This is a genomic window from Enterobacter asburiae, from assembly GCF_024599655.1.
Classification (GTDB): domain Bacteria; phylum Pseudomonadota; class Gammaproteobacteria; order Enterobacterales; family Enterobacteriaceae; genus Enterobacter; species Enterobacter asburiae_D.
Map to the genome: position 1 here is coordinate 4,531,687 of NZ_CP102247.1, position 18,437 is coordinate 4,550,123.

Below are 18,437 nucleotides of genomic sequence, written 5' to 3' on the forward strand. Positions count from 1 at the left end.
TTTCTCCCCGGTCATTCTGGCCGGGGAGCTTAGAACATCACCCACGCCACCAGCGGCGCAATCAGCACCATTACGACGCCCGAAAGCATCATCACCAGGCTCGCGACAACGCCCTCCTGCTGCCCCAGCTCATACGAACGTGCCGTGCCCGCCCCGTGCGACGCCGCGCCAAACCCTGCCCCTTTTGCCATCCCTTCACGGATCGACAAGCGCAGGAATAGCATATCGCCGACCGCCATACCGAACACACCCGTCACGACAACAAACAGCGCTACCAGATCCGGCTGCCCGCCGAGAGGTTTAGCCGCCGCCAGCGCAAACGGCGTGGTCACCGAACGCACGGCCAGACTGCGCTGAATTTCATCGGACAGGGTAAACAGCCGCGCCAGCCAGACGGAGCTGCACACCGCCACCACCGTGGCGGTGACAACGCCCGCGCTGAGCGACATCCAGTGGCGTTTGATAATCGCCAGGTTGTCATAAACGGGGACGGCAAACGCGATGGTCGCCGGGCCGAGCAGCCACAGCAGCCAGTGGGATTCACCAATGTAGTTCTGCCAGGAGATATGGCCGAAGACCAGCATCAGCACCAGCAGGATCGGCGTGAAGACCAGCGGCATCAGCGGCAGGGCATGGAAACGACGATACAGCCGCTTGTTGGCGAAGTAGATCGCCAGCGTCGCAATCAGGCACAAGACGCTGATCTGAAAGTTAGTCATGCTTCTGCCTGCTGATTTCAAAGCGATACACTTTATCCACCACCCAGGCGGTCGCCCCCAGCACCATCAGCGTACTCAGCGCAATAACCGCAAAGATTCGCCAGCCGTCCACCATCAGCAGCTGCGCGTAGTTCACCACCGCCACCACGGCAGGCACAAAAAACAGCAGCATCTCCGCCAGCAGCCAGCGAGCGCCTGCACGCACCCAGTTCAGGGGGATCACGCGACACAGAATAAGCGTCAGCATCAGCAGCATCCCCACCAGGTTGGCAGGCAGCGGCAGATGCAGCCAGCCGACAAGATATTCCGCGAAAACAAACAGTCCCGCATAGAGCAGTACCTGAACCGGGACCTGGAGTCGTTGCACAACGGCAGGCGTAACACGGCTTAACGCCACGGCCATGGAGGGTTTCCTCAAAAATGAGACGAGGCGCCAGTATAGAGACCGCACGGAGTGGACTGAAATGAATTAAAATCATCAAAGGTATAGTTTCGAGGAATAATCATGGACATAAGAACGCTGCGCTATTTTGTCGAAGTGGTTCGTCAGCAAAGTTTTACCCGCGCAGCGGAGAAGTTGTTTGTTACCCAGCCGACCATCAGCAAGATGCTGAAAAACCTCGAAGATGAGCTGAACTGTACCCTGCTGATCCGCGACGGACGCAAGCTGCTGCTGACCGATACCGGGCGCGTGGTGTTCGAGCGCGGGCTGGCCATCCTGGCGGAGTTCCGCCAGCTGGAGGCCGAGCTTGGCGACATCAACCACCTGACAAGAGGGCTGTTGCGGCTCGGCATTCCGCCGATGGTTGGCATGATGATGGCCGGGCCGATAAGCCTGTTTCGTCAGCGTTACCCCGGCGTTGAGCTTAAAATTTCTGAATTTGGCGGTCTGACCGTGCAGCAGGCGGTGATGAACGGCGAACTGGACGTGGCGATGACCGCGCTCCCTGTTGAGGAGGAGAGCGGCCTGGCGACGCTGCCGCTCTTTAGCCACCCGCTGTGCGTGCTGGTCCCTCGCTCCGGCGACTGGCTGAAGCGAGACTCGGTGAAGCCTGAACTGCTCGGCGAGCACCCTCTGCTTATTTACAACGAAGACTTTGCCCTCAGCCGCCAGCTGATGACGCTGTTTAGCCACCATAACGTCAAGCCGCGCATTGCGGTGCGCAGCGGACAGTGGGATTTTCTGGCGGCGATGGTGCAGGCAGGCGTGGGAATTGCCATTCTGCCGCAGCCGATTTGCGAGCGGCTGGATAAAAACACGCTGCGCTGGATCCCGCTGGAGAGCGACCTGCACTGGCAGCTGGGGATGATCTGGCGTGAAGGGGTGTATTTATCGCAGAGCGCGCAGGCGTGGCTGCAGTGTTGTGAGGGGTTTTGGGTGCGGTCTGAATAGTGCCGGGTGGCGGCTTCGCCTTACCCGGCCTACGGTTCGAAGGTAGGCCCGGTAAGCGCAGCGCCACCGGGCAAAACAGCGCTACTGATTCTCTATCAACAGCGCTTCCAGCAGGTCCAGATCGTGCAGCAGCTTTTGCAGCGTTTCGTTGCTGATCTGGCGCGTGGCGCGCAGGTGATACAGCTCGGCACGCTCGGAGCGCAGCGCCGCCAGGCGGAACCGGCGCTCCAGGTTCTCCTCCTGCAGCGAACTTTCCACGTCGTTACGCCCGTCCGCGCGGCGGCGCAGGTTACCAATCACGCGGGAACTGACTTCCGTCAGCAGCTGATTGTCGATGTTCTCTTCCGCATCCGCGGCCAGACGCTCTTCCATTTTCTGGATGGCGACAATTGCCACTTCGGCAGTCGCCGCCCGGGCAATACGTTCTTCTTTATGCTGCTGGGTCGAATCACCGGCATCAATATGCTGGAGTAAAATCGGCAGCATAATCACGCCGACAAACAGGGAGAATAGAATCACGCCCGCCGCCAGGAAGACCAGCTCGTAGCGCGCCGGGAAAACGTCTCCCGTAGGCAACAGCAGCGGAATGGAGAGCACACCGGCCAAAGTGATCGCCCCGCGTACGCCCGCAAAAGAGGCGATCAGCAGCTCACGCGTTGTCCACGAGCCGAACTCCATCGGCTTTTTCTTCAGGAAGCGCACGCTGAATCTCTTCATCGTCCACAGCCAGCCGAAACGCACCAGCATCAGCGCCAGGTAGATCAGCACGACGTCGGTAAACAGCATCCAGACCTCAACGTTCGGGTCGGCTTCGGCCGCCACCAGCGAGGATTCCATAATGCCCGGCAGCTGCAGGCCCAGCAGCAGGAACACCATGCCGTTAAAGACAAATTCCAGCATGGCCCAGGTGCTGTTGGCACGCAGGCGCATGGCCAGCGGCGCGCGGCGCATTACGCCAGAGCGGGTGATGGTCATCCCTGCCGCCACCGCTGCCAGAATGCCCGACACGCCGATATGCTCGGCAATCAGATAAGAGGCAAAAGGCAGCAGGAACAGCAGTACGATCTGCGTAGCGGGTTCATCGCCGCCCCAGCGGCTGAGGAAGCGCAATGAGCGGCCGTACAGCCAGCTCACCACGAAGCCTGCGAGAATACCGCCAATCGCTACCTTGAAGAATTCCAGCGTTGCACCGCCGACGGTAAAGACCATCGTGCCCATCGCAACGGCCACGGCAAACTTCAGGGCGACCAGGCCGGAGGCGTCGTTCATCAGCGCCTCACCCTGTAAAATCCCCATGATTTTCTTCGGAATACGGCCTTCACCCACAATGCCGGACAGCGCCACGGCGTCGGTTGGCGACAGCACGGCGGCCAGCGCAAAAGCCGGTATTAATGGAATACCCGGCACCGCCCAGTAGATCAGGAAACCAATCCCGACGACGGTGACCACCACCAGCGCCAGCGCCAGGCCGAAGATCTCGCGCCCGTGCTCAAGGAATTCGCGCGTGGGCGTTTTCCAGCCATCGGCAAACAGCAGTGGCGGGATAAACAGTACGAGGAACAGTTCGGGGTCAAATTCCACGTGCAGGCCAAACGTCGGCCACGCCAGCAGCGCGCCGATGGCAATTTGCATTAATGGCAGGGGGACCTGAAAGGGCAGTACGCGTGTAACTACCCCGGATAGCGAGACCACAAGGGTCATGATGAGTATTGTGAAGAAGATTTCCATGCGTTCCCTGTTTGCTGTGTTGCTTAAAAGCCAAACCTAAGGCGTCGTGCCTTTTATTCTATCTTCTCCAGAGTAACGCAAAAGGCAACGGGATGAGTCCTGAAAATAAAAACGGGCGGCCTGAGCCACCCGTTTTCGCATCAAAGGACAACTTAGATTGCCCAGCCGCCCGCGTAGAATGCCACCAGCGCAACGGCGATAATCACGGTGCCGATGTTCAGCTTGCGCCATTCACCGGAAACCAGACGACCAATCACCAGCGACGCGAAACCGATCATAATGCCGGTCACGATGTTACAGGTCAGCACGATGAAGACCGCGGTAATCAAGCCGGACATGGCGTCCACGAAATCTGCAAAATCGATTTTCGCCACGTTGCTCAGCATCAGCAGGCCAACGTACATCAGCGCTGGTGCGGTCGCATACGCCGGAACCAGATAGGAGAGCGGAGAGAGGAACAGGATCAGCATGAACAGCACGCCGACGGTGATCGCCGTCAGGCCGGTTTTACCGCCTGCCGCCGTACCCGCTGCGGATTCGATGTACACCGCCGCAGGCGCCGCGCCCACCAGGCCAGAGAAGACGCTGCTCAGGGAGTCAGTAGTCAGCGCTTTGCCGCCATCAATAATCTGACCGTCTTTATCCAGCAGGTTCGCCTGACCGGCCACCGCACGAATGGTACCGGTCGCGTCAAACACGGCGGTCATCACCAGCGCCAGCACGCTTGGCAGGATCACCGGGTTCAGCGCGCCAACGATATCCAGGCTGCCAATCAGGGAGTTGCCTTTATCATCGCTCAGCGACGGCATGGCGAAGATACCGGAGAAGTGTACGGTTGGATCGAAAATCAGGCCGACAATAGAAACGCCGATAATAGTCAGCAGAATGCCGCCCGGGACTTTCAGTTTTTCCAGACCGATAATCACCGCCAGACCGATCAGCGACATAATCACCGGGAAGCTGGCGAAGTGGCCCAGCGCCACCGGCAGGCCGTCCAGCGGGTTCTTGATGACCAGACCAACGCCGTTAGCGGCAATCAGCAACAGGAACAGGCCGATGCCGATACCGGTACCATGCGCCACGCCCTGCGGCAGGTTGCGCAAAATCCAGCTACGGATGCCGGTCGCGGAAATCACGGTAAACAGCACGCCCATCAGGAACACGGCACCCAGCGCAACCGGTACGCTGATGTGCTGACCCAGCACCAGGCTAAACGCGGTAAACGCGGTCAGAGAGATGGCGCAACCAATCGCCAGTGGCAGGTTCGCCCACAGGCCCATCACGATGGAGCCCACGCCGGCCACGAGGCAGGTCGCCACAAAGACGGCCGCTGGCGGGAAGCCTGCTTTGCCCAGCATGCCCGGCACAACGATGACGGAATAAACCATCGCCAGAAACGTTGTCAAACCGGCAACAATCTCCTGGCGCACGGTGCTGCCGCGAGCCGAAATTTTAAACATGGCGTCAAGTGAACCGCCAGTACGCGCAGATGGCGTAGACATAGAAAACATCCCCTGAGAGTTTTTTAGGAAGTCCGTAAGCGAGGTGGAGACGCCACTGCCAGCTGAACGTCAAATCCTTGTGTTGCGTTTGTGACGAAAGGGCGTCACAAAAAAAAGCAAACGTTTAGCTCCGCGCTTACAAACGGGTGGTCAAATTAAGGCAAACGATTATCTAGCGTAATCCCCGCCCTTTTCAACTGAACTTTCTCGTTTTTCGCTAAAATTCACTTATGACGCTGAAGAAATAAACAGAGGATGCGCAAACGTTATCGTCCATGCGCAATTTGTTTACATTTCAATCCTCGCCGGGGATAGATAACGGCCCCCCTTGCTCCAGGGTTCTTTGCCAGCCAGGGCTGCTCTCAACTTTTGTCTTCCATGCCTGAATATGCGGCAGATTAGCGATACCTCCGCGCGCCAGCAGGGCAAAGATCGGAAAGCTCATCTGAATATCGGCCATGCTGAGCCTATCCCCGGCAAACCAGCTGTTTTCGGCAAGATGTGACTCAATAAAGCGCGCATGGGTTTCCAGTTGGCGGTTGAGATAGGCTTTCTGCACCCCCTGCCCCAGCGCTTTGCCCAGGGTTCTGATACCAAACGGCACCGGCGGCTTGCCGAGACTGTTGAAGACCAGCTTCATTAACAGCAGCGGCATCAGGGATCCTTCGGCGTAATGCAGCCAGAAGCGGTATTGCACCTTATGCGCCGGATCTAAAGGCTTAAGGCGTGACTCGGGATCGTACGTTTCCTGCAGGTACTCCAGGATGGCGCCCGACTCCGCAAGAATCAGTCCGTTATCTTCGATGACCGGTGATTTACCCAACGGATGCACCTTTTTGAGAGCCTCCGGTGCCAACATGTTCTTTTCGCGCTGGTAGTGAACGATCTCATAAGGCAGCTCGAGTTCTTCCAGCGCCCAAATCACGCGGTGCGAGCGCGACTGGTTAAGGTGGTGTACCGTGAGCATGGTTTTCTCCTGTTATTCATACTTTTTAACTATAGAAAATTGAACAACACCGCGAAAAAAATTCGTCGAAAAAACGGTCAGCAAGGCTGGCGAAAAAACGGGTCTTGCATAGAATTAAAGTGTCAGCACAATCCGGAACCTCACCAACCAGCTCGACACGAGGGGTACTGACGTCGGGGGAAACCCTCCCGTGAACCAGCGGGATAGAGTGAAAGACAAAGACCGGGAAAAACTAAAGCGCCCTTATGTGGCGCTTTAGTTCTTTATGTATGCGGAGTTTTTGCCGGGTGGCGGCTGCGCCTTACCCGGCCTACATTTAACGGTCTGGTAGGCCGGGTAAGCGAAGCGCCACCCGGCGAATGGGCTACACGCACGCTCAATCCTCTTCCAGCAGCCGCGCCCCCGTCCCCTGCTCGCCCAGCCGGTCACCGGGGTTACGCAACGGACAATCGCTACGCGACAGGCAGCCGCAGCCGATACAGCCATCCAGCTCGTCGCGCAGGGCGACCAGCGTATGAATACGCCTGTCCAGCTCCTCACGCCACTGTGATGACAGCTCTTTCCACTCTTTCGGGCTAAGCGTGTGACCTTCCGGCAGCACGCCAAACGCCTCGCCGATCGTGGCCAGGGGAATTCCGATTCGTTGCGCAATTTTGATAATCGCCACGTAGCGGAGCACGTCGCGGGTATAGCGACGCTGGTTCCCCCCGTTACGGATACTCTTGATTAACCCTTTGCTTTCATAGAAGTGGAGCGCCGATACCGCAACGCCGCTTCGCTTTGCCACTTCACCGGGGGTTAAAAGCGCTTTAATTCGCGGCAATCTCTTTTCCATAAAACCTCTTTACCTCAAGTTAACTTGAGGAATTATACTCCCCCGCAGAGAAAACGACGAATTAACCGAGATAGTTGTATCTACAGAGGGGCAACCTTATGTCGCATCAGCAGATTATTCAGACACTTATTGAATGGATTGATGAACATATCGACCAACCGTTGAACATTGATGTGGTCGCTAAAAAGTCGGGCTATTCGAAATGGTATTTACAGAGAATGTTCCGCACGGTCATGCATCAGACGCTGGGTGAGTACATTCGCCAGCGCAGACTGCTGCTGGCGGCGCAGGCACTACGCTCAACGCAGCGGCCCATTTTTGATATTGCGATGGATCTTGGCTATGTATCGCAACAAACCTTTTCCCGCGTGTTTCGCCGCGAGTTTGACCGCACGCCGAGCGACTATCGCCACCAGTTGAATTAATTACCCTCAGTGCAAAGGCTGCTGCTGCCAGGTCATAAATTCCTGGGGCGGCATCGCTTTCGCGAAGTGCCATCCCTGACAAAACTGGACGCCGCGCTTCAGCAGCCAGCTTACCTGCTCTGCCGTCTCTACCCCTTCCGCAATGGTTTTCAGCCGCAGGCTTTGCGCCATCTCGATAATATGCTCAGCGATCAGGTGGCTGGTGCTGTTGGTCGTTAAGGTATCGATAAATGATTTATCGATTTTCAGAATATCCACGTTCAGCGAGTAGAGGTTGTGCAGGTTCGAATAGCCGGTACCGAAGTCATCGATCGCGACTTCATAACCTGCCTGACGGAAAGCCTGAATCACCGGCGTGGTTTTTGGCACATCGATAAAACCGCGTTCCGTCACTTCTATTTTGATTTGCTGCGCACGGACGGCGTAGTGGCGAGCCTTGTCGGAGATCATGGCGATCAGCCGCGAGGAGTGGAAATCCGTGGCCGACAGGTTAATCGAAATATAGAGATGCGGGTGCTCGGCCAGGAAATGGCCCAGATCGTTGAACACCTCTTCAACGACATAGTCCGTAATCCGCTCGCTCATCCCCTCATTTTCCGCCAGCGGAATAAACTCCGCCGGGCTCATCACCTGCCCGTTAAAACCAGGCCAGCGTAACAACGCCTCCGCGCCCACGCACTGGTTGTTCTTGATATCAATAATCGGCTGATAGTGCACGCAAAGCTGTCGTTTGTTCAGCGCCCGGTGCAGTAAGCGCCCCGGCGAGTTGAGCTCACGATGGGTACGGGACCATACCAGCAAAATAATAATGCTGCAGATCATGCCCAGCGGCAGCGTCAACGTCGCCTGGTGATAAAGCGTTTCATAAAAGCGTTTATTCGATGTCGACACAATGGCCGCAATAGGTCTTTTAGGGGATGTTACGATCGTATAAAAGCGGTTATCTTTTTGAAATACCGATTCCTTATCCCGAATCATCGAATTTAATAAAGAAACATTGGCTTTCTGGCTGACGGAAAAGAAAGCATTGGTTACCGTGTCGTACACGCCCCACGAGAGAGAATGATCCGCAGACATGACTTCGCTGTATGAAAGCGGGTTGACGACCACCACATAATTTCCGCGCTGCATATATGTCATTTTATAGCCAGTATAAAATGGGGTATCGCGATAATAATAGATAGCGACGTCAGGTTTACGCGTGTAATTAGCAACAGGAATGGCGTAGGGGTGATCCGGTGTAAAAACGGTCGAACAAAGAAAATTCTGACCTTCAGCGTAAATTAAATCGGCGACAAACAGGCGGCCACGAACAACGTTCAGCATATATTGACGATGTCCCGGCGTGCAAAGCTCACCCTGATATTTTTCAGCCTCGTCCCGGGCCAGCTCAACCTGTTGAATAACCAGTTCTGTTTTGTCTAAAGCCAGTTCAGCAAATGTCCTTAGCTGGGCGCTTGTTTCAGACACGGCTCGTAGCTGGGCAAACCATAGCGCAAGCATCACCGGCAGCATAACTACCATGATGATCCCTACTACCCTGAGCATTTTGCGCCGCGCGCTACGATTCATTTCCCGCCCTATATCCCTGCATGTTGTACGCCTGTAGTAATGAAGGCCGGATGCTTTGTTAAACAGGTGATTACGTTGCATGAATCATGCGAAGTTAGCAACTGACTTTTCGTATTAAAAATCTTAAATTTCGTTATGACGATAATATTTTCCCGTAAGTTAAACTGTAAGTATTCGTTCCGTTTCAATTAAGGAAAATAATTATCCAGCCCGCAGGGTCAGGCGGGAAGATAACACAACAGACGATCGTTGATTAAGCCAAACGTCTGACAGCATGAAAAAAGTACAACTTCCTCATGACGTTTTATGCTATTTGCTCTGGGTTATTGTGCTCGTTGATTTATAAATAATCAGACTTCGCACAATATTTTCAGCTTCGGCTGAGAATAACGCCCCGCTTATAAAAACCGAATTTGCGGTATTCCCACCTGCCCGGTGGGCGTTTCCGGCACGCTGTGGGTCCATCCCCTCATGCGCCGAAGGCAGAACCAGCCTGTACAATCAGCTTTCCAGAGGAATAAAATCCTCTTTTTGCTCACACAGAGACTGGCGAATAAATCAACAAATGTGATATAGTTCACACATATTTTGTAACGAGAAACACCGTTTCATTCAGTTCGTCTGTTTTGTAGAGGATGGGGTTTATGGCAACCATTACTACCAGCATGGTTCTCCTGCGCTGGCCTTTGTTGAGTGCGGTACTGATGTTTTTAGCCAGCACGCTGAACATTCAGTTTCGTAAATCTGACTATGCGGGTCTTGCTGTCATCAGCACCCTGCTGGGGCTGGGTGCGGCCTGCTGGTTTGCAACGGGTCTGCTTGGCATCACCCTGCTGGATATCGCCGCCGTCTGGGAAAATATTAAAGTGGTGATGGTTGAGGCGATGAGCCACACGCCGCCAGACTGGCCGATGGTGATTACCTGATCCCTTACGGAATAAAAAAACCCAGACCATAGTCTGGGTTTTTTATTTTAAGCACTCGGAAATCAGAACGGAATGTCGTCGTCGAAATCCATTGGCGGTTCGTTAGACGGCGCCGGAGCAGACTGCTGCTGCGGACGAGACTGTGCGCCGCCGCTGAACTGGTTGCCGCCCTGCGGCTGCTGAGGCTGACCCCAACCGCCCTGCTGCTGGCTCTGACCGCCACCTGCCGGTGCGCCACCGCCCTGACGGCCACCCAGCATCTGCATGGTACCGCCCACGTTAACCACAACTTCAGTGGTGTACTTCTCAGCACCGGACTGATCGGTCCATTTGCGGGTACGCAGCTGGCCTTCGATATAGACCTGAGAACCTTTACGCAGATACTCACCGGCCACTTCGGCCAGTTTGCCAAACAGCACAACGCGGTGCCATTCGGTCTGCTCTTTCATCTCACCGGTCGCTTTATCACGCCAGGATTCGGAAGTAGCCAGCGTAATGTTGGCAACTGCGCCACCACTCGGCATGTAGCGTACTTCCGGGTCCTGGCCCAGATTACCGACGAGAATCACCTTGTTTACGCCTCTGCTGGCCATGTTCGTGTCTCCTGAATACGTTTCTTAATAGTGTAAACGCGCGAGTGTAACATTTCCATGCTGCACTTTGATAGTTGCGTAGCACGTTCCAGAGTTCTCTCGCAACTCAACATTGTTACACAGCCAATCAGAAAATGCATTCCAATACTGTATATTCAAACAGGTCAAATTGTGTCATAATTAGCCGTTTCTGACAGCCGTTTGTCCTTCAAACAAATCAGGCAATCCGTGTTCCAACCGGGAAAGGTGAATGGATAAGATCGAAGTTCGGGGCGCCCGCACCCACAATCTCAAGAATATCAACCTCATAATCCCTCGCGACAAACTCATTGTCGTGACCGGGCTTTCGGGGTCTGGCAAATCCTCACTGGCTTTCGACACTTTGTATGCCGAAGGACAGCGTCGTTACGTTGAATCACTCTCTGCGTACGCGCGTCAGTTCCTGTCGCTGATGGAAAAACCGGATGTCGACCATATTGAAGGGTTGTCCCCTGCTATCTCTATTGAGCAGAAGTCCACCTCACATAACCCGCGCTCAACGGTCGGGACCATTACCGAAATTCATGACTACCTGCGTCTGCTGTATGCCCGCGTGGGCGAGCCGCGCTGCCCAGACCACGACGTCCCGCTGGCGGCCCAGACCGTAAGCCAGATGGTGGATAACGTGCTGTCGCAGCCGGAAGGCAAACGCCTGATGCTGCTGGCGCCGATCATCAAAGAGCGAAAAGGCGAACACACCAAAACGCTGGAAAACCTGGCAAGCCAGGGCTATATCCGCGCCCGTATCGACGGTGAGGTGTGTGACCTGTCCGATCCGCCAAAGCTGGAGCTGCAGAAGAAGCACACCATCGAGGTGGTGATTGACCGCTTTAAGGTACGCGACGATCTCGCCACGCGTCTGGCGGAATCCTTTGAAACCGCGCTGGAACTCTCCGGCGGCACGGCCGTGGTCTCCGACATGGATGACCCAAAAGCGGAAGAGCTGCTCTTCTCCGCCAACTTTGCCTGCCCGATTTGCGGCTACAGCATGCGCGAGCTGGAACCGCGCCTGTTCTCCTTTAACAACCCGGCGGGCGCGTGCCCGACGTGTGACGGCCTGGGCGTTCAGCAGTATTTCGACCCGGACCGCGTGATCCAGAACCCGGAGCTGTCGCTGGCGGGCGGCGCCATTCGCGGCTGGGACAAGCGTAACTTCTACTACTTCCAGATGCTGAAATCGCTGGCGGAGCACTACAAGTTCGACGTCGAAGCGCCGTGGGCGAGCCTGAGCCCGAACGTGCACAAAGTGATCCTGTTCGGTTCCGGCAAAGAGAACATCGAGTTCAAGTACATGAACGATCGCGGCGATACCTCCGTGCGTCGCCACCCGTTCGAAGGGGTGCTGCACAATATGGAGCGCCGCTACAAAGAGACCGAATCCAGCGCGGTGCGCGAGGAGCTGGCGAAGTTTATCAGCAACCGCTCCTGCGCCACCTGTGAAGGCACGCGTCTGCGCCGCGAGGCGCGTCACGTGTTTGTGGAAAACACCGCGCTGCCGACCATCTCTGACATGAGCATCGGCCACGCGATGGACTTCTTCAACAACCTGAAGCTCTCCGGCCAGCGTGCAAAAATTGCCGAAAAAGTGCTGAAAGAGATCGGCGATCGCCTGAAGTTCCTGGTGAACGTCGGCCTGAACTACCTGACGCTTTCCCGCTCGGCGGAAACGCTCTCCGGCGGTGAGGCCCAGCGTATCCGTCTGGCCAGCCAGATTGGCGCGGGCTTAGTCGGCGTAATGTACGTGCTGGATGAGCCGTCCATCGGCCTGCACCAGCGCGACAACGAGCGTCTGCTCGGCACGCTTGTCCACCTTCGCAACCTCGGCAACACGGTGATCGTGGTCGAGCACGACGAAGATGCGATCCGTGCGGCTGACCACGTCATCGACATTGGCCCAGGCGCTGGCGTACACGGCGGTCAGGTGGTCGCGGAAGGCACGCTGAAGGACATCATGGCGGTGCCCGAGTCGCTGACCGGCCAGTTCATGAGCGGCAAGCGCAAGATTGAAGTGCCGAAACAGCGCGTAGCGGCAGATCCGGAAAAAGTGCTGAAGCTGACCGGCGCGCGCGGCAACAACCTGAAAGACGTCACCCTGACGCTGCCGGTTGGCCTGTTTACCTGTATCACCGGCGTGTCCGGTTCCGGTAAATCGACGCTGATCAACGATACGCTGTTCCCGATTGCGCAGACGGCGCTGAACGGCGCGACGCTGGCCGAACCTGCACCGTACCGCGACATCCATGGGCTGGAGCATTTCGATAAAGTTATCGACATTGACCAGAGCCCGATTGGCCGTACCCCGCGCTCTAACCCGGCAACCTATACCGGCGTCTTCACGCCCGTTCGTGAACTGTTTGCCGGCGTGCCGGAAGCGCGCTCCCGCGGCTATACGCCAGGACGTTTCAGCTTTAACGTGCGCGGCGGCCGCTGCGAAGCGTGCCAGGGCGACGGTGTGATCAAGGTTGAGATGCACTTCCTGCCGGATATCTACGTGCCGTGCGACCAGTGCAAAGGCAAGCGCTATAACCGTGAAACGCTGGAGATTAAGTACAAAGGCAAGACCATCCACGAAGTGCTGGATATGACCATCGAAGAGGCGCGCGAGTTCTTTGACGCCGTCCCTGCGCTGGCGCGTAAGCTTCAGACGCTGATGGACGTGGGCCTGACCTACATTCGTCTGGGACAGTCCGCCACCACGCTGTCCGGCGGTGAAGCGCAGCGCGTGAAGCTGGCGCGTGAGCTGTCAAAACGCGGCACCGGTCAGACGCTCTACATTCTGGACGAGCCGACCACCGGCCTGCACTTTGCCGACATCCAGCAACTGCTCGAGGTTCTGCATCAGCTCAGAGACCAGGGCAACACTATCGTGGTCATCGAACATAACCTGGACGTGATTAAAACCGCGGACTGGATTGTCGATCTCGGCCCGGAAGGCGGCAGCGGCGGCGGTGAAATTCTCGTCTCCGGTACGCCAGAGACCGTTGCAGAGTGCGAAGCCTCGCACACCGCGCGCTTCCTTAAACCGTTGCTGTAATTGTCACACGGAGAGTTGCTGTCGGGTGGTTTCCGGCAGCAGCTCAACCGCCTGCTGATAGGACGCGTCCACCAGGTAGTAAATCTGCGAGCCTGGAATCGAACCGTCCAGATAGACGGTGCTCCAGTGCGCCTTATTGAGGTGCTTGCTCGGCCTCACGTCATCATGCTGCTGACGGAGCAAATCCGCCAGTTCAGGGCTGGTTTTCAGCGACGCCGCCGGGCGGCCTTCCACCTCTTTCACCATCGCAAACAGCACATCACCCACCTTAATCTGCGTGGCTTTCCAGTCGCTGTGGACGCTCTGCTCCGCGCCGGGCTTGCTCATGCAGTACTGAAGTATCTCCGAAATTGTCATCTTTATTCCCCTTGTAGCGTGGCGATAATTTTACGCGAACCACCGTGAATGCGATGCTCTCCCAGCCAGATCCCCTGCCACGTTCCCAACATCAGCCGCCCGTTGTGAACCGGCAGCATCAACGATACGCCCAGCAGGGAGGATTTAATATGCGAAGGCATATCGTCCGCCCCCTCATAGTCATGCTCGTAAGGCGCGTTGTCCGGGACGCTCTTCAGAAAATGGTGCTCCATGTCGGACCGGACGGTGGGATCGCAATTTTCATTAAGCGTGAGAGAGGCGGACGTATGCTGAAGCAGCAGATGCAGCAAACCCGTTTTCACCCGCGACAGGTCGCGGAGTTGCCCGATGACTTCATCCGTCACCAGGTGAAATCCGCGTGGTTTTGCGCTTAAGGTCAGGGTCTGTTGGTACCACATGTGCTGCTCCGTGATGAAAGATGAATCTTTCTAAGTGTGCAGCAAGAAGACGAAAGGTAAAACCCGCAGCAGCGAGATTTGATTAAAAAAGAGTCAAACCCGCTGCCGGGTACTTAATACTCCGAGTTGACGATCACCTCTTCGCCAAACTTTCCGGCCATCGGCAGCGGTCGATACGTGGAGTTAGAGGCACGTAACACCCTGATCCCTCTGGCACCCACGTCATGCGCGGCGGTGATGTCGTTATCTGAATCGCCGTAGAATACTTTGATATTTTTCTTTTCCAGCCACTGGGTTTTGGTGTTTTGCCCTTCTTTGTCACCGGCAAAAATTACCGGATTCATGCTGGTCACCGGGATCTGGAAATCATCCTGCAGCGTTTTAGAGACGGTTTCCGTTTTGGTCTGACTGCGGCCGGTCACAAAATAAATGCTGTCACCGCGCTTCACGTGCATGGCAATAAGCGCACGGGCAACCTCTTTCGGGATGCTGAATTCGTCCCAGCCGTTATTCATTTTTTCCCAGAATTCCGGGTTCTTCAGATACGCTTCGCTGTCTGGTGAATACGTTTTCTTACCGCGCCAGAAGCCGGGGCTTGAGAACAGCACGGTATCGTCAATGTCAAAACCTACGGCCATTGGCGCACGGCCCATCAGGCTGTTTTCGATTTGGGCCACGGAAACCCAGTGAATGGGCGCCTGCTCGGCGAGAATGGCGGCGGTGGTGCCGGTGTAAAGCGGCGTCGGGGCAGAAGCTCGCGCGACGACGGCGCTATTAAGCGAGAACAATAAGCAGGCGGCGCTGAGCGCCAGTGTGATCTTGCGCATATTTTCCCCTGAATATTCAGTTTGTTATCGTTTTATTTTGAGTGAGTGGTCAAAAAACTATCCGACCATAACCCCAGCGGGAGGTGAAGGGAAGGAGTTTTTGCTTATGAAGCTGAATAAAAAGAAGACGATCACAAAGCGCGGAAGAGGCGTGTAGGCCCGGTAAGGCGCAGCCGCCACCGGGCAAGATTTTCTGCGGCCTGATGCCCTCACCCCGGCCCTCTCCCACGGGGAGAGGGAGGGTTGGTAAGTACTTACATTACAGCAGCTAACGCCTGCGCCACGCGATGAACATTGCTGGCATTCAGACCCGCCACGCACATACGGCCGCTGGCGATCAGGTAGACGCCAAACTCTTCGCGCAGGCGATCGACCTGGGCCGCACTCAGTCCGGTATAGCTGAACATCCCGCGCTGCTTGAGCAGATAGTCGAAATTATGTCCCGGCACGGCCTCTTTCAGGACGTTAACCAGCTCCTGACGCATCGTCTGAATGCGCTGGCGCATCGCTTCCACTTCCGCAAGCCAGGACGCTTTCAGCTGCTCGTCACCGAGAACCGTCGCCACCACCTGCGCACCAAAGTTCGGCGGGCTGGAGTAAATGCGGCGCACCGTCGCCTTAAGCTGGCCGAGCACGCGACCTGCCGCTTCGGCGTCTTCACACACCACGGACAGGCCGCCAACGCGTTCACCGTACAGGGAGAAGATTTTAGAGAAGGAGTTGCTGACCAGCGCTGGCAGCCCGGCGCTGGCCACGGCGCGAATGGCGTATGCATCTTCTTCCATGCCCGCGCCAAAGCCCTGGTAGGCAATGTCGAGGAACGGGATCAGATTGCGGGCCTTCAGTACCTCAATCACCGCATCCCACTGGGCATTGGTGAGATCCGCACCGGTCGGGTTATGGCAGCATGGATGCAGCAGCACAATGCTGCGCTCCGGCAGGGTGTTCAGTTTTTCCAGCAGCGCTTCAACGCGCACGCCGTTAGTTTCGCTGTCGAACCACGGATAGGTCGCCACTTTGAAGCCTGCGCCCTCGAAGATCGCAACGTGGTTTTCCCACGTCGGGTCACTCACCCACACGCCTGAATCCGGGAAGTATTTTTTCAGGAAGTCTGCACCCACTTTCAGCGCACCCGAGCCGCCCAGCGTCTGGATGGTCGCCACGCGTTTTTGCGCGAGCACCGCGTGATCGGCACCAAACAGCAGCGGCGCAATGGTGCTGCGATAGGCATTTAACCCTTCCATCGGCAGATAGAGCGACGCGCCGTGTGGAACAGCGTTCAGACGCGCTTCAGCTTCGGCAACGGCCTGCAGCTGAGGAATAAAACCCTCGTGGTTGTAATACAAACCGATGCTCAGGTTCACTTTGTCGCTGCGAGGATCTTCTTTGAAACGCTCCATTAAGGAGAGGATAGGGTCGCCGGCATAGGCGTCAACTTTCTGAAACACGCGATGGTTCTCCGGAATTCGATGAGGCAGGGATTTCAACAATAAACCGGAAGTGGGAGAAGGTCGAGAGCGATATCAGGCCAGCCCCTGGATATATCGGCAAATTTGATCGATTCGCGCAGAGAGTGGACCCTGCACGCGCAAAAAGGGGATATTTCGCTGTGACAGCTCCGCTTCATACCACGCTTGCTGCCGATGACGAAACGCCTCATCCTGACGGGTCCCATCCTGCACAAAGGGAAATTCATCCCCGCAGAGTACGACCAGAGAATAGTCGCGTTCGGCTAACTCAATTAATGCCTGCGGCGCGCTGCCAAACTGATCGAGCGTGTAAAACAAGGTCGTTAAAGGTGACGTATCGCACACCAGGTAAGGCGCGATACAGGATAATTCCTCTCGGCGCACTTGCTCTCGGGCTATATGCAGTAAATCCTCCAGCTCAAGAACACCATTCTTTGCTTCCCAGTGTTCACGACCATACTCTGCAACGTACGGGACGTTTAGCATCTGCGCCAGTGCCTTAGAAAGCGTGCTTTTGCCCGTTGATTCTCCACCTAATAAGCAGATGCGGAAAACAAAGCTGCGATAAACCTCAGGAGACATCATCTTACGATAACGATGAACATCAGAACGTATGCGCGTTCCCGAAGGGGCATCAGGTTCCAGTGAACGCTGGAGACGAACGTGCGCAACCGGTCGTCCGAAACGTTGGCTCAACACACTGGCAAACCCATCGCCATAGTCTTCGGCAGTAAATACCGCCTGTGGCTGACAATGCAGGATGTCTTCACACAGCGTGGCAACGTAATGACGATGCAGATCGGCGTCAGCGTCGTTCGGTGGGGGCGGCGCAATATCGTAAGACGCCATCACCTGCGGAGAAAGCACAAGGTGGCGACATTGCGGGAAGCGCATCGTTAACCAGTGAAGTCGTTTTTCAGGTTCATAACCGCGTATTTCCGGCACCGAATAGCTAATGATAAAGACCGTCTCGCACTGCTCAAGTGCCGCATTGATAAGCGCTTCATGGCCTGCATGTAATGGTGCGAATTTGCCCACAACCAGGCCGCTGGTATAACGCTTCATTGCGCGCGGATCTCCTTACGCCACTGATAAAGCCCGTGCCACGCATTAAACCAAAACAGCAGATATAACCCGGCGGTCAGATGCAGGTCCCTCATCGCATACAGCGGTACCGCCAGCGTGTTAACGGCAATCCAGACGTACCAGTTTTCCAGACGTCGTCCCATTAGCATAAACTGAGCAAGAACGCTGAACGTCAAAATGATGGAATCCAGCCAGGGCGCCCAGGCATTGGTGTAGAGATGCAAAATCAATCCGTACACCGCCGCCACGCTCATGGCACAGGCCAGCAGAATAAAAAAATGCCCCGGTCTGGTACGCCGAACGGGCAGTACATCCCCGCGATTGCCTTTCAGCCAGTGCAGCCAGCCGGTTATGCTCGTAATGATGAAGAAGAACTGAAGGGTAACGTCAGCATATAGCTGCACAGAATAGAAGACCCAGGCATAAAGCCCGCTGCCTATGATGCCAATCCACCACGTATGGATGTTATTTCTGGCGGCCAGCCAGACGGAGAGCGCATAGGCCAGACAAGCAGCGATTTCTGAAGGGGACATTATCCTTCCCTGG

The 18,437-nt window shown here is 56.0% G+C and carries 18 protein-coding genes; 4 read left to right on the top strand and 14 right to left on the bottom strand.

Features of this window, described 5'->3' with window-relative positions; translation table 11 throughout:
- Window positions 1-29 precede the first annotated feature (29 nt).
- Together NQ230_RS21545 and NQ230_RS21550 are read right to left on the bottom strand one after the other, a co-directional pair.
- Window positions 30-719 carry an LrgB family protein gene (locus NQ230_RS21545; protein ID WP_257259079.1) on the bottom strand — a complete coding sequence of 230 codons (690 nt, stop codon included), beginning with the start codon at window positions 717-719 and terminating at the stop codon, window positions 30-32.
- Window positions 712-1,122: a CidA/LrgA family protein gene (locus NQ230_RS21550; RefSeq protein WP_059312929.1), complete on the bottom strand. Its 411-nt coding sequence runs from the start codon at window positions 1,120-1,122 to the stop codon at window positions 712-714. The genes NQ230_RS21545 and NQ230_RS21550 overlap by 8 nt, the downstream gene beginning before the upstream one ends.
- 102 nt (window positions 1,123-1,224) lie before the next feature.
- Between NQ230_RS21550 and NQ230_RS21555 the strand changes: the two genes are divergently transcribed.
- Window positions 1,225-2,112, top strand: coding sequence for a LysR family transcriptional regulator (locus tag NQ230_RS21555; protein WP_257259083.1), 888 nt, complete (start codon window positions 1,225-1,227; stop codon window positions 2,110-2,112).
- 81 nt (window positions 2,113-2,193) lie between these two features.
- Here NQ230_RS21555 and NQ230_RS21560 read toward each other — a convergent pair whose 3' ends face one another.
- The 4 genes from NQ230_RS21560 to soxR form a co-directional block, all read right to left on the bottom strand.
- Entirely contained in the window at window positions 2,194-3,840 is a 1,647-nt protein-coding gene (locus NQ230_RS21560) for a Na+/H+ antiporter (RefSeq protein WP_257259086.1), read from the bottom strand.
- 152 nt (window positions 3,841-3,992) lie between these two features.
- Complete coding sequence (ghxP, locus tag NQ230_RS21565; RefSeq protein WP_219324588.1) at window positions 3,993-5,342, bottom strand: guanine/hypoxanthine transporter GhxP; 1,350 nt, start codon at window positions 5,340-5,342, stop codon at window positions 3,993-3,995.
- Between the two features lie 295 nt (window positions 5,343-5,637).
- Window positions 5,638-6,309 carry a glutathione S-transferase family protein gene (locus NQ230_RS21570; protein WP_193941015.1) on the bottom strand — a complete coding sequence of 224 codons (672 nt, stop codon included), beginning with the start codon at window positions 6,307-6,309 and terminating at the stop codon, window positions 5,638-5,640.
- A 376-nt stretch (window positions 6,310-6,685) separates the two neighbouring features.
- Window positions 6,686-7,144, bottom strand: a complete 459-nt coding sequence (gene soxR, locus NQ230_RS21575; protein ID WP_023331806.1) for a redox-sensitive transcriptional activator SoxR — start codon at window positions 7,142-7,144, stop codon at window positions 6,686-6,688.
- A 98-nt stretch (window positions 7,145-7,242) separates the two neighbouring features.
- Between soxR and soxS the strand changes: the two genes are divergently transcribed.
- Window positions 7,243-7,569, top strand: coding sequence for a superoxide response transcriptional regulator SoxS (gene soxS / locus NQ230_RS21580; protein ID WP_013095071.1), 327 nt, complete (start codon window positions 7,243-7,245; stop codon window positions 7,567-7,569).
- 6 nt (window positions 7,570-7,575) lie between these two features.
- Here soxS and pdeC read toward each other — a convergent pair whose 3' ends face one another.
- Complete coding sequence (pdeC, locus tag NQ230_RS21585; protein WP_111964200.1) at window positions 7,576-9,141, bottom strand: cyclic di-3',5'-guanosine monophosphate phosphodiesterase PdeC; 1,566 nt, start codon at window positions 9,139-9,141, stop codon at window positions 7,576-7,578.
- 644 nt (window positions 9,142-9,785) lie between these two features.
- On the opposite strand from pdeC, the gene NQ230_RS21590 reads away from it, so the two are divergent.
- A complete protein-coding gene (locus NQ230_RS21590) occupies window positions 9,786-10,067 on the top strand; it encodes a YjcB family protein (protein WP_008503385.1) in 282 nt (93 codons plus the stop codon).
- Between the two features lie 62 nt (window positions 10,068-10,129).
- Here the strand turns inward: NQ230_RS21590 and ssb1 are convergent, their stop codons facing one another.
- Window positions 10,130-10,660 carry a single-stranded DNA-binding protein SSB1 gene (ssb1, locus tag NQ230_RS21595; protein ID WP_023310055.1) on the bottom strand — a complete coding sequence of 177 codons (531 nt, stop codon included), beginning with the start codon at window positions 10,658-10,660 and terminating at the stop codon, window positions 10,130-10,132.
- Window positions 10,661-10,910: 250 nt separating this feature from the next.
- On the opposite strand from ssb1, the gene uvrA reads away from it, so the two are divergent.
- Complete coding sequence (uvrA, locus tag NQ230_RS21600) at window positions 10,911-13,733, top strand: excinuclease ABC subunit UvrA (RefSeq protein ID WP_121426241.1); 2,823 nt, start codon at window positions 10,911-10,913, stop codon at window positions 13,731-13,733.
- A 3-nt stretch (window positions 13,734-13,736) separates the two neighbouring features.
- Here the strand turns inward: uvrA and NQ230_RS21605 are convergent, their stop codons facing one another.
- From NQ230_RS21605 to pnuC, 6 genes are all read right to left on the bottom strand, one after another.
- A complete protein-coding gene (locus NQ230_RS21605; RefSeq protein ID WP_023310053.1) occupies window positions 13,737-14,090 on the bottom strand; it encodes an MmcQ/YjbR family DNA-binding protein in 354 nt (117 codons plus the stop codon).
- Window positions 14,091-14,092: 2 nt separating this feature from the next.
- The gene (locus tag NQ230_RS21610) at window positions 14,093-14,509 is read right to left on the bottom strand and encodes a secondary thiamine-phosphate synthase enzyme YjbQ (RefSeq protein ID WP_029740213.1); all 417 of its coding nucleotides are present in this window, start codon (window positions 14,507-14,509) and stop codon (window positions 14,093-14,095) included.
- 113 nt (window positions 14,510-14,622) lie between these two features.
- A complete protein-coding gene (gene aphA / locus NQ230_RS21615; RefSeq protein WP_193941020.1) occupies window positions 14,623-15,336 on the bottom strand; it encodes an acid phosphatase AphA in 714 nt (237 codons plus the stop codon).
- A gap of 254 nt (window positions 15,337-15,590) precedes the next feature.
- Window positions 15,591-16,784, bottom strand: coding sequence for an aromatic amino acid transaminase (tyrB, locus tag NQ230_RS21620; RefSeq protein ID WP_121426237.1), 1,194 nt, complete (start codon window positions 16,782-16,784; stop codon window positions 15,591-15,593).
- 75 nt (window positions 16,785-16,859) lie between these two features.
- Window positions 16,860-17,870 (bottom strand): AAA family ATPase, encoded by a 1,011-nt coding sequence (locus tag NQ230_RS21625; protein ID WP_257259096.1) that lies wholly within the window; start codon window positions 17,868-17,870, stop codon window positions 16,860-16,862.
- Complete coding sequence (gene pnuC, locus NQ230_RS21630) at window positions 17,867-18,424, bottom strand: nicotinamide riboside transporter PnuC (RefSeq protein WP_121426235.1); 558 nt, start codon at window positions 18,422-18,424, stop codon at window positions 17,867-17,869. Before pnuC ends, NQ230_RS21625 begins: the two co-directional genes overlap by 4 nt.
- Between the last annotated feature and the right edge of the window lie 13 nt (window positions 18,425-18,437).

What these genes read in the sequence shown, in the direction of transcription:
- NQ230_RS21545 (WP_257259079.1), bottom strand. Translation starts at nt 719, where the DNA reads ATGACTAACTTTCAGATCAGCGTCTTGTGCCTGATTGCGACGCTGGCG.
- NQ230_RS21550 (WP_059312929.1), bottom strand. Translation starts at nt 1,122, where the DNA reads ATGGCCGTGGCGTTAAGCCGTGTTACGCCTGCCGTTGTGCAACGACTC.
- NQ230_RS21555 (WP_257259083.1), top strand. Translation starts at nt 1,225, where the DNA reads ATGGACATAAGAACGCTGCGCTATTTTGTCGAAGTGGTTCGTCAGCAA.
- NQ230_RS21560 (WP_257259086.1), bottom strand. Translation starts at nt 3,840, where the DNA reads ATGGAAATCTTCTTCACAATACTCATCATGACCCTTGTGGTCTCGCTA.
- ghxP (WP_219324588.1), bottom strand. Translation starts at nt 5,342, where the DNA reads ATGTCTACGCCATCTGCGCGTACTGGCGGTTCACTTGACGCCATGTTT.
- NQ230_RS21570 (WP_193941015.1), bottom strand. Translation starts at nt 6,309, where the DNA reads ATGCTCACGGTACACCACCTTAACCAGTCGCGCTCGCACCGCGTGATT.
- soxR (WP_023331806.1), bottom strand. Translation starts at nt 7,144, where the DNA reads ATGGAAAAGAGATTGCCGCGAATTAAAGCGCTTTTAACCCCCGGTGAA.
- soxS (WP_013095071.1), top strand. Translation starts at nt 7,243, where the DNA reads ATGTCGCATCAGCAGATTATTCAGACACTTATTGAATGGATTGATGAA.
- pdeC (WP_111964200.1), bottom strand. Translation starts at nt 9,141, where the DNA reads ATGAATCGTAGCGCGCGGCGCAAAATGCTCAGGGTAGTAGGGATCATC.
- NQ230_RS21590 (WP_008503385.1), top strand. Translation starts at nt 9,786, where the DNA reads ATGGCAACCATTACTACCAGCATGGTTCTCCTGCGCTGGCCTTTGTTG.
- ssb1 (WP_023310055.1), bottom strand. Translation starts at nt 10,660, where the DNA reads ATGGCCAGCAGAGGCGTAAACAAGGTGATTCTCGTCGGTAATCTGGGC.
- uvrA (WP_121426241.1), top strand. Translation starts at nt 10,911, where the DNA reads ATGGATAAGATCGAAGTTCGGGGCGCCCGCACCCACAATCTCAAGAAT.
- NQ230_RS21605 (WP_023310053.1), bottom strand. Translation starts at nt 14,090, where the DNA reads ATGACAATTTCGGAGATACTTCAGTACTGCATGAGCAAGCCCGGCGCG.
- NQ230_RS21610 (WP_029740213.1), bottom strand. Translation starts at nt 14,509, where the DNA reads ATGTGGTACCAACAGACCCTGACCTTAAGCGCAAAACCACGCGGATTT.
- aphA (WP_193941020.1), bottom strand. Translation starts at nt 15,336, where the DNA reads ATGCGCAAGATCACACTGGCGCTCAGCGCCGCCTGCTTATTGTTCTCG.
- NQ230_RS21625 (WP_257259096.1), bottom strand. Translation starts at nt 17,870, where the DNA reads ATGAAGCGTTATACCAGCGGCCTGGTTGTGGGCAAATTCGCACCATTA.
- pnuC (WP_121426235.1), bottom strand. Translation starts at nt 18,424, where the DNA reads ATGTCCCCTTCAGAAATCGCTGCTTGTCTGGCCTATGCGCTCTCCGTC.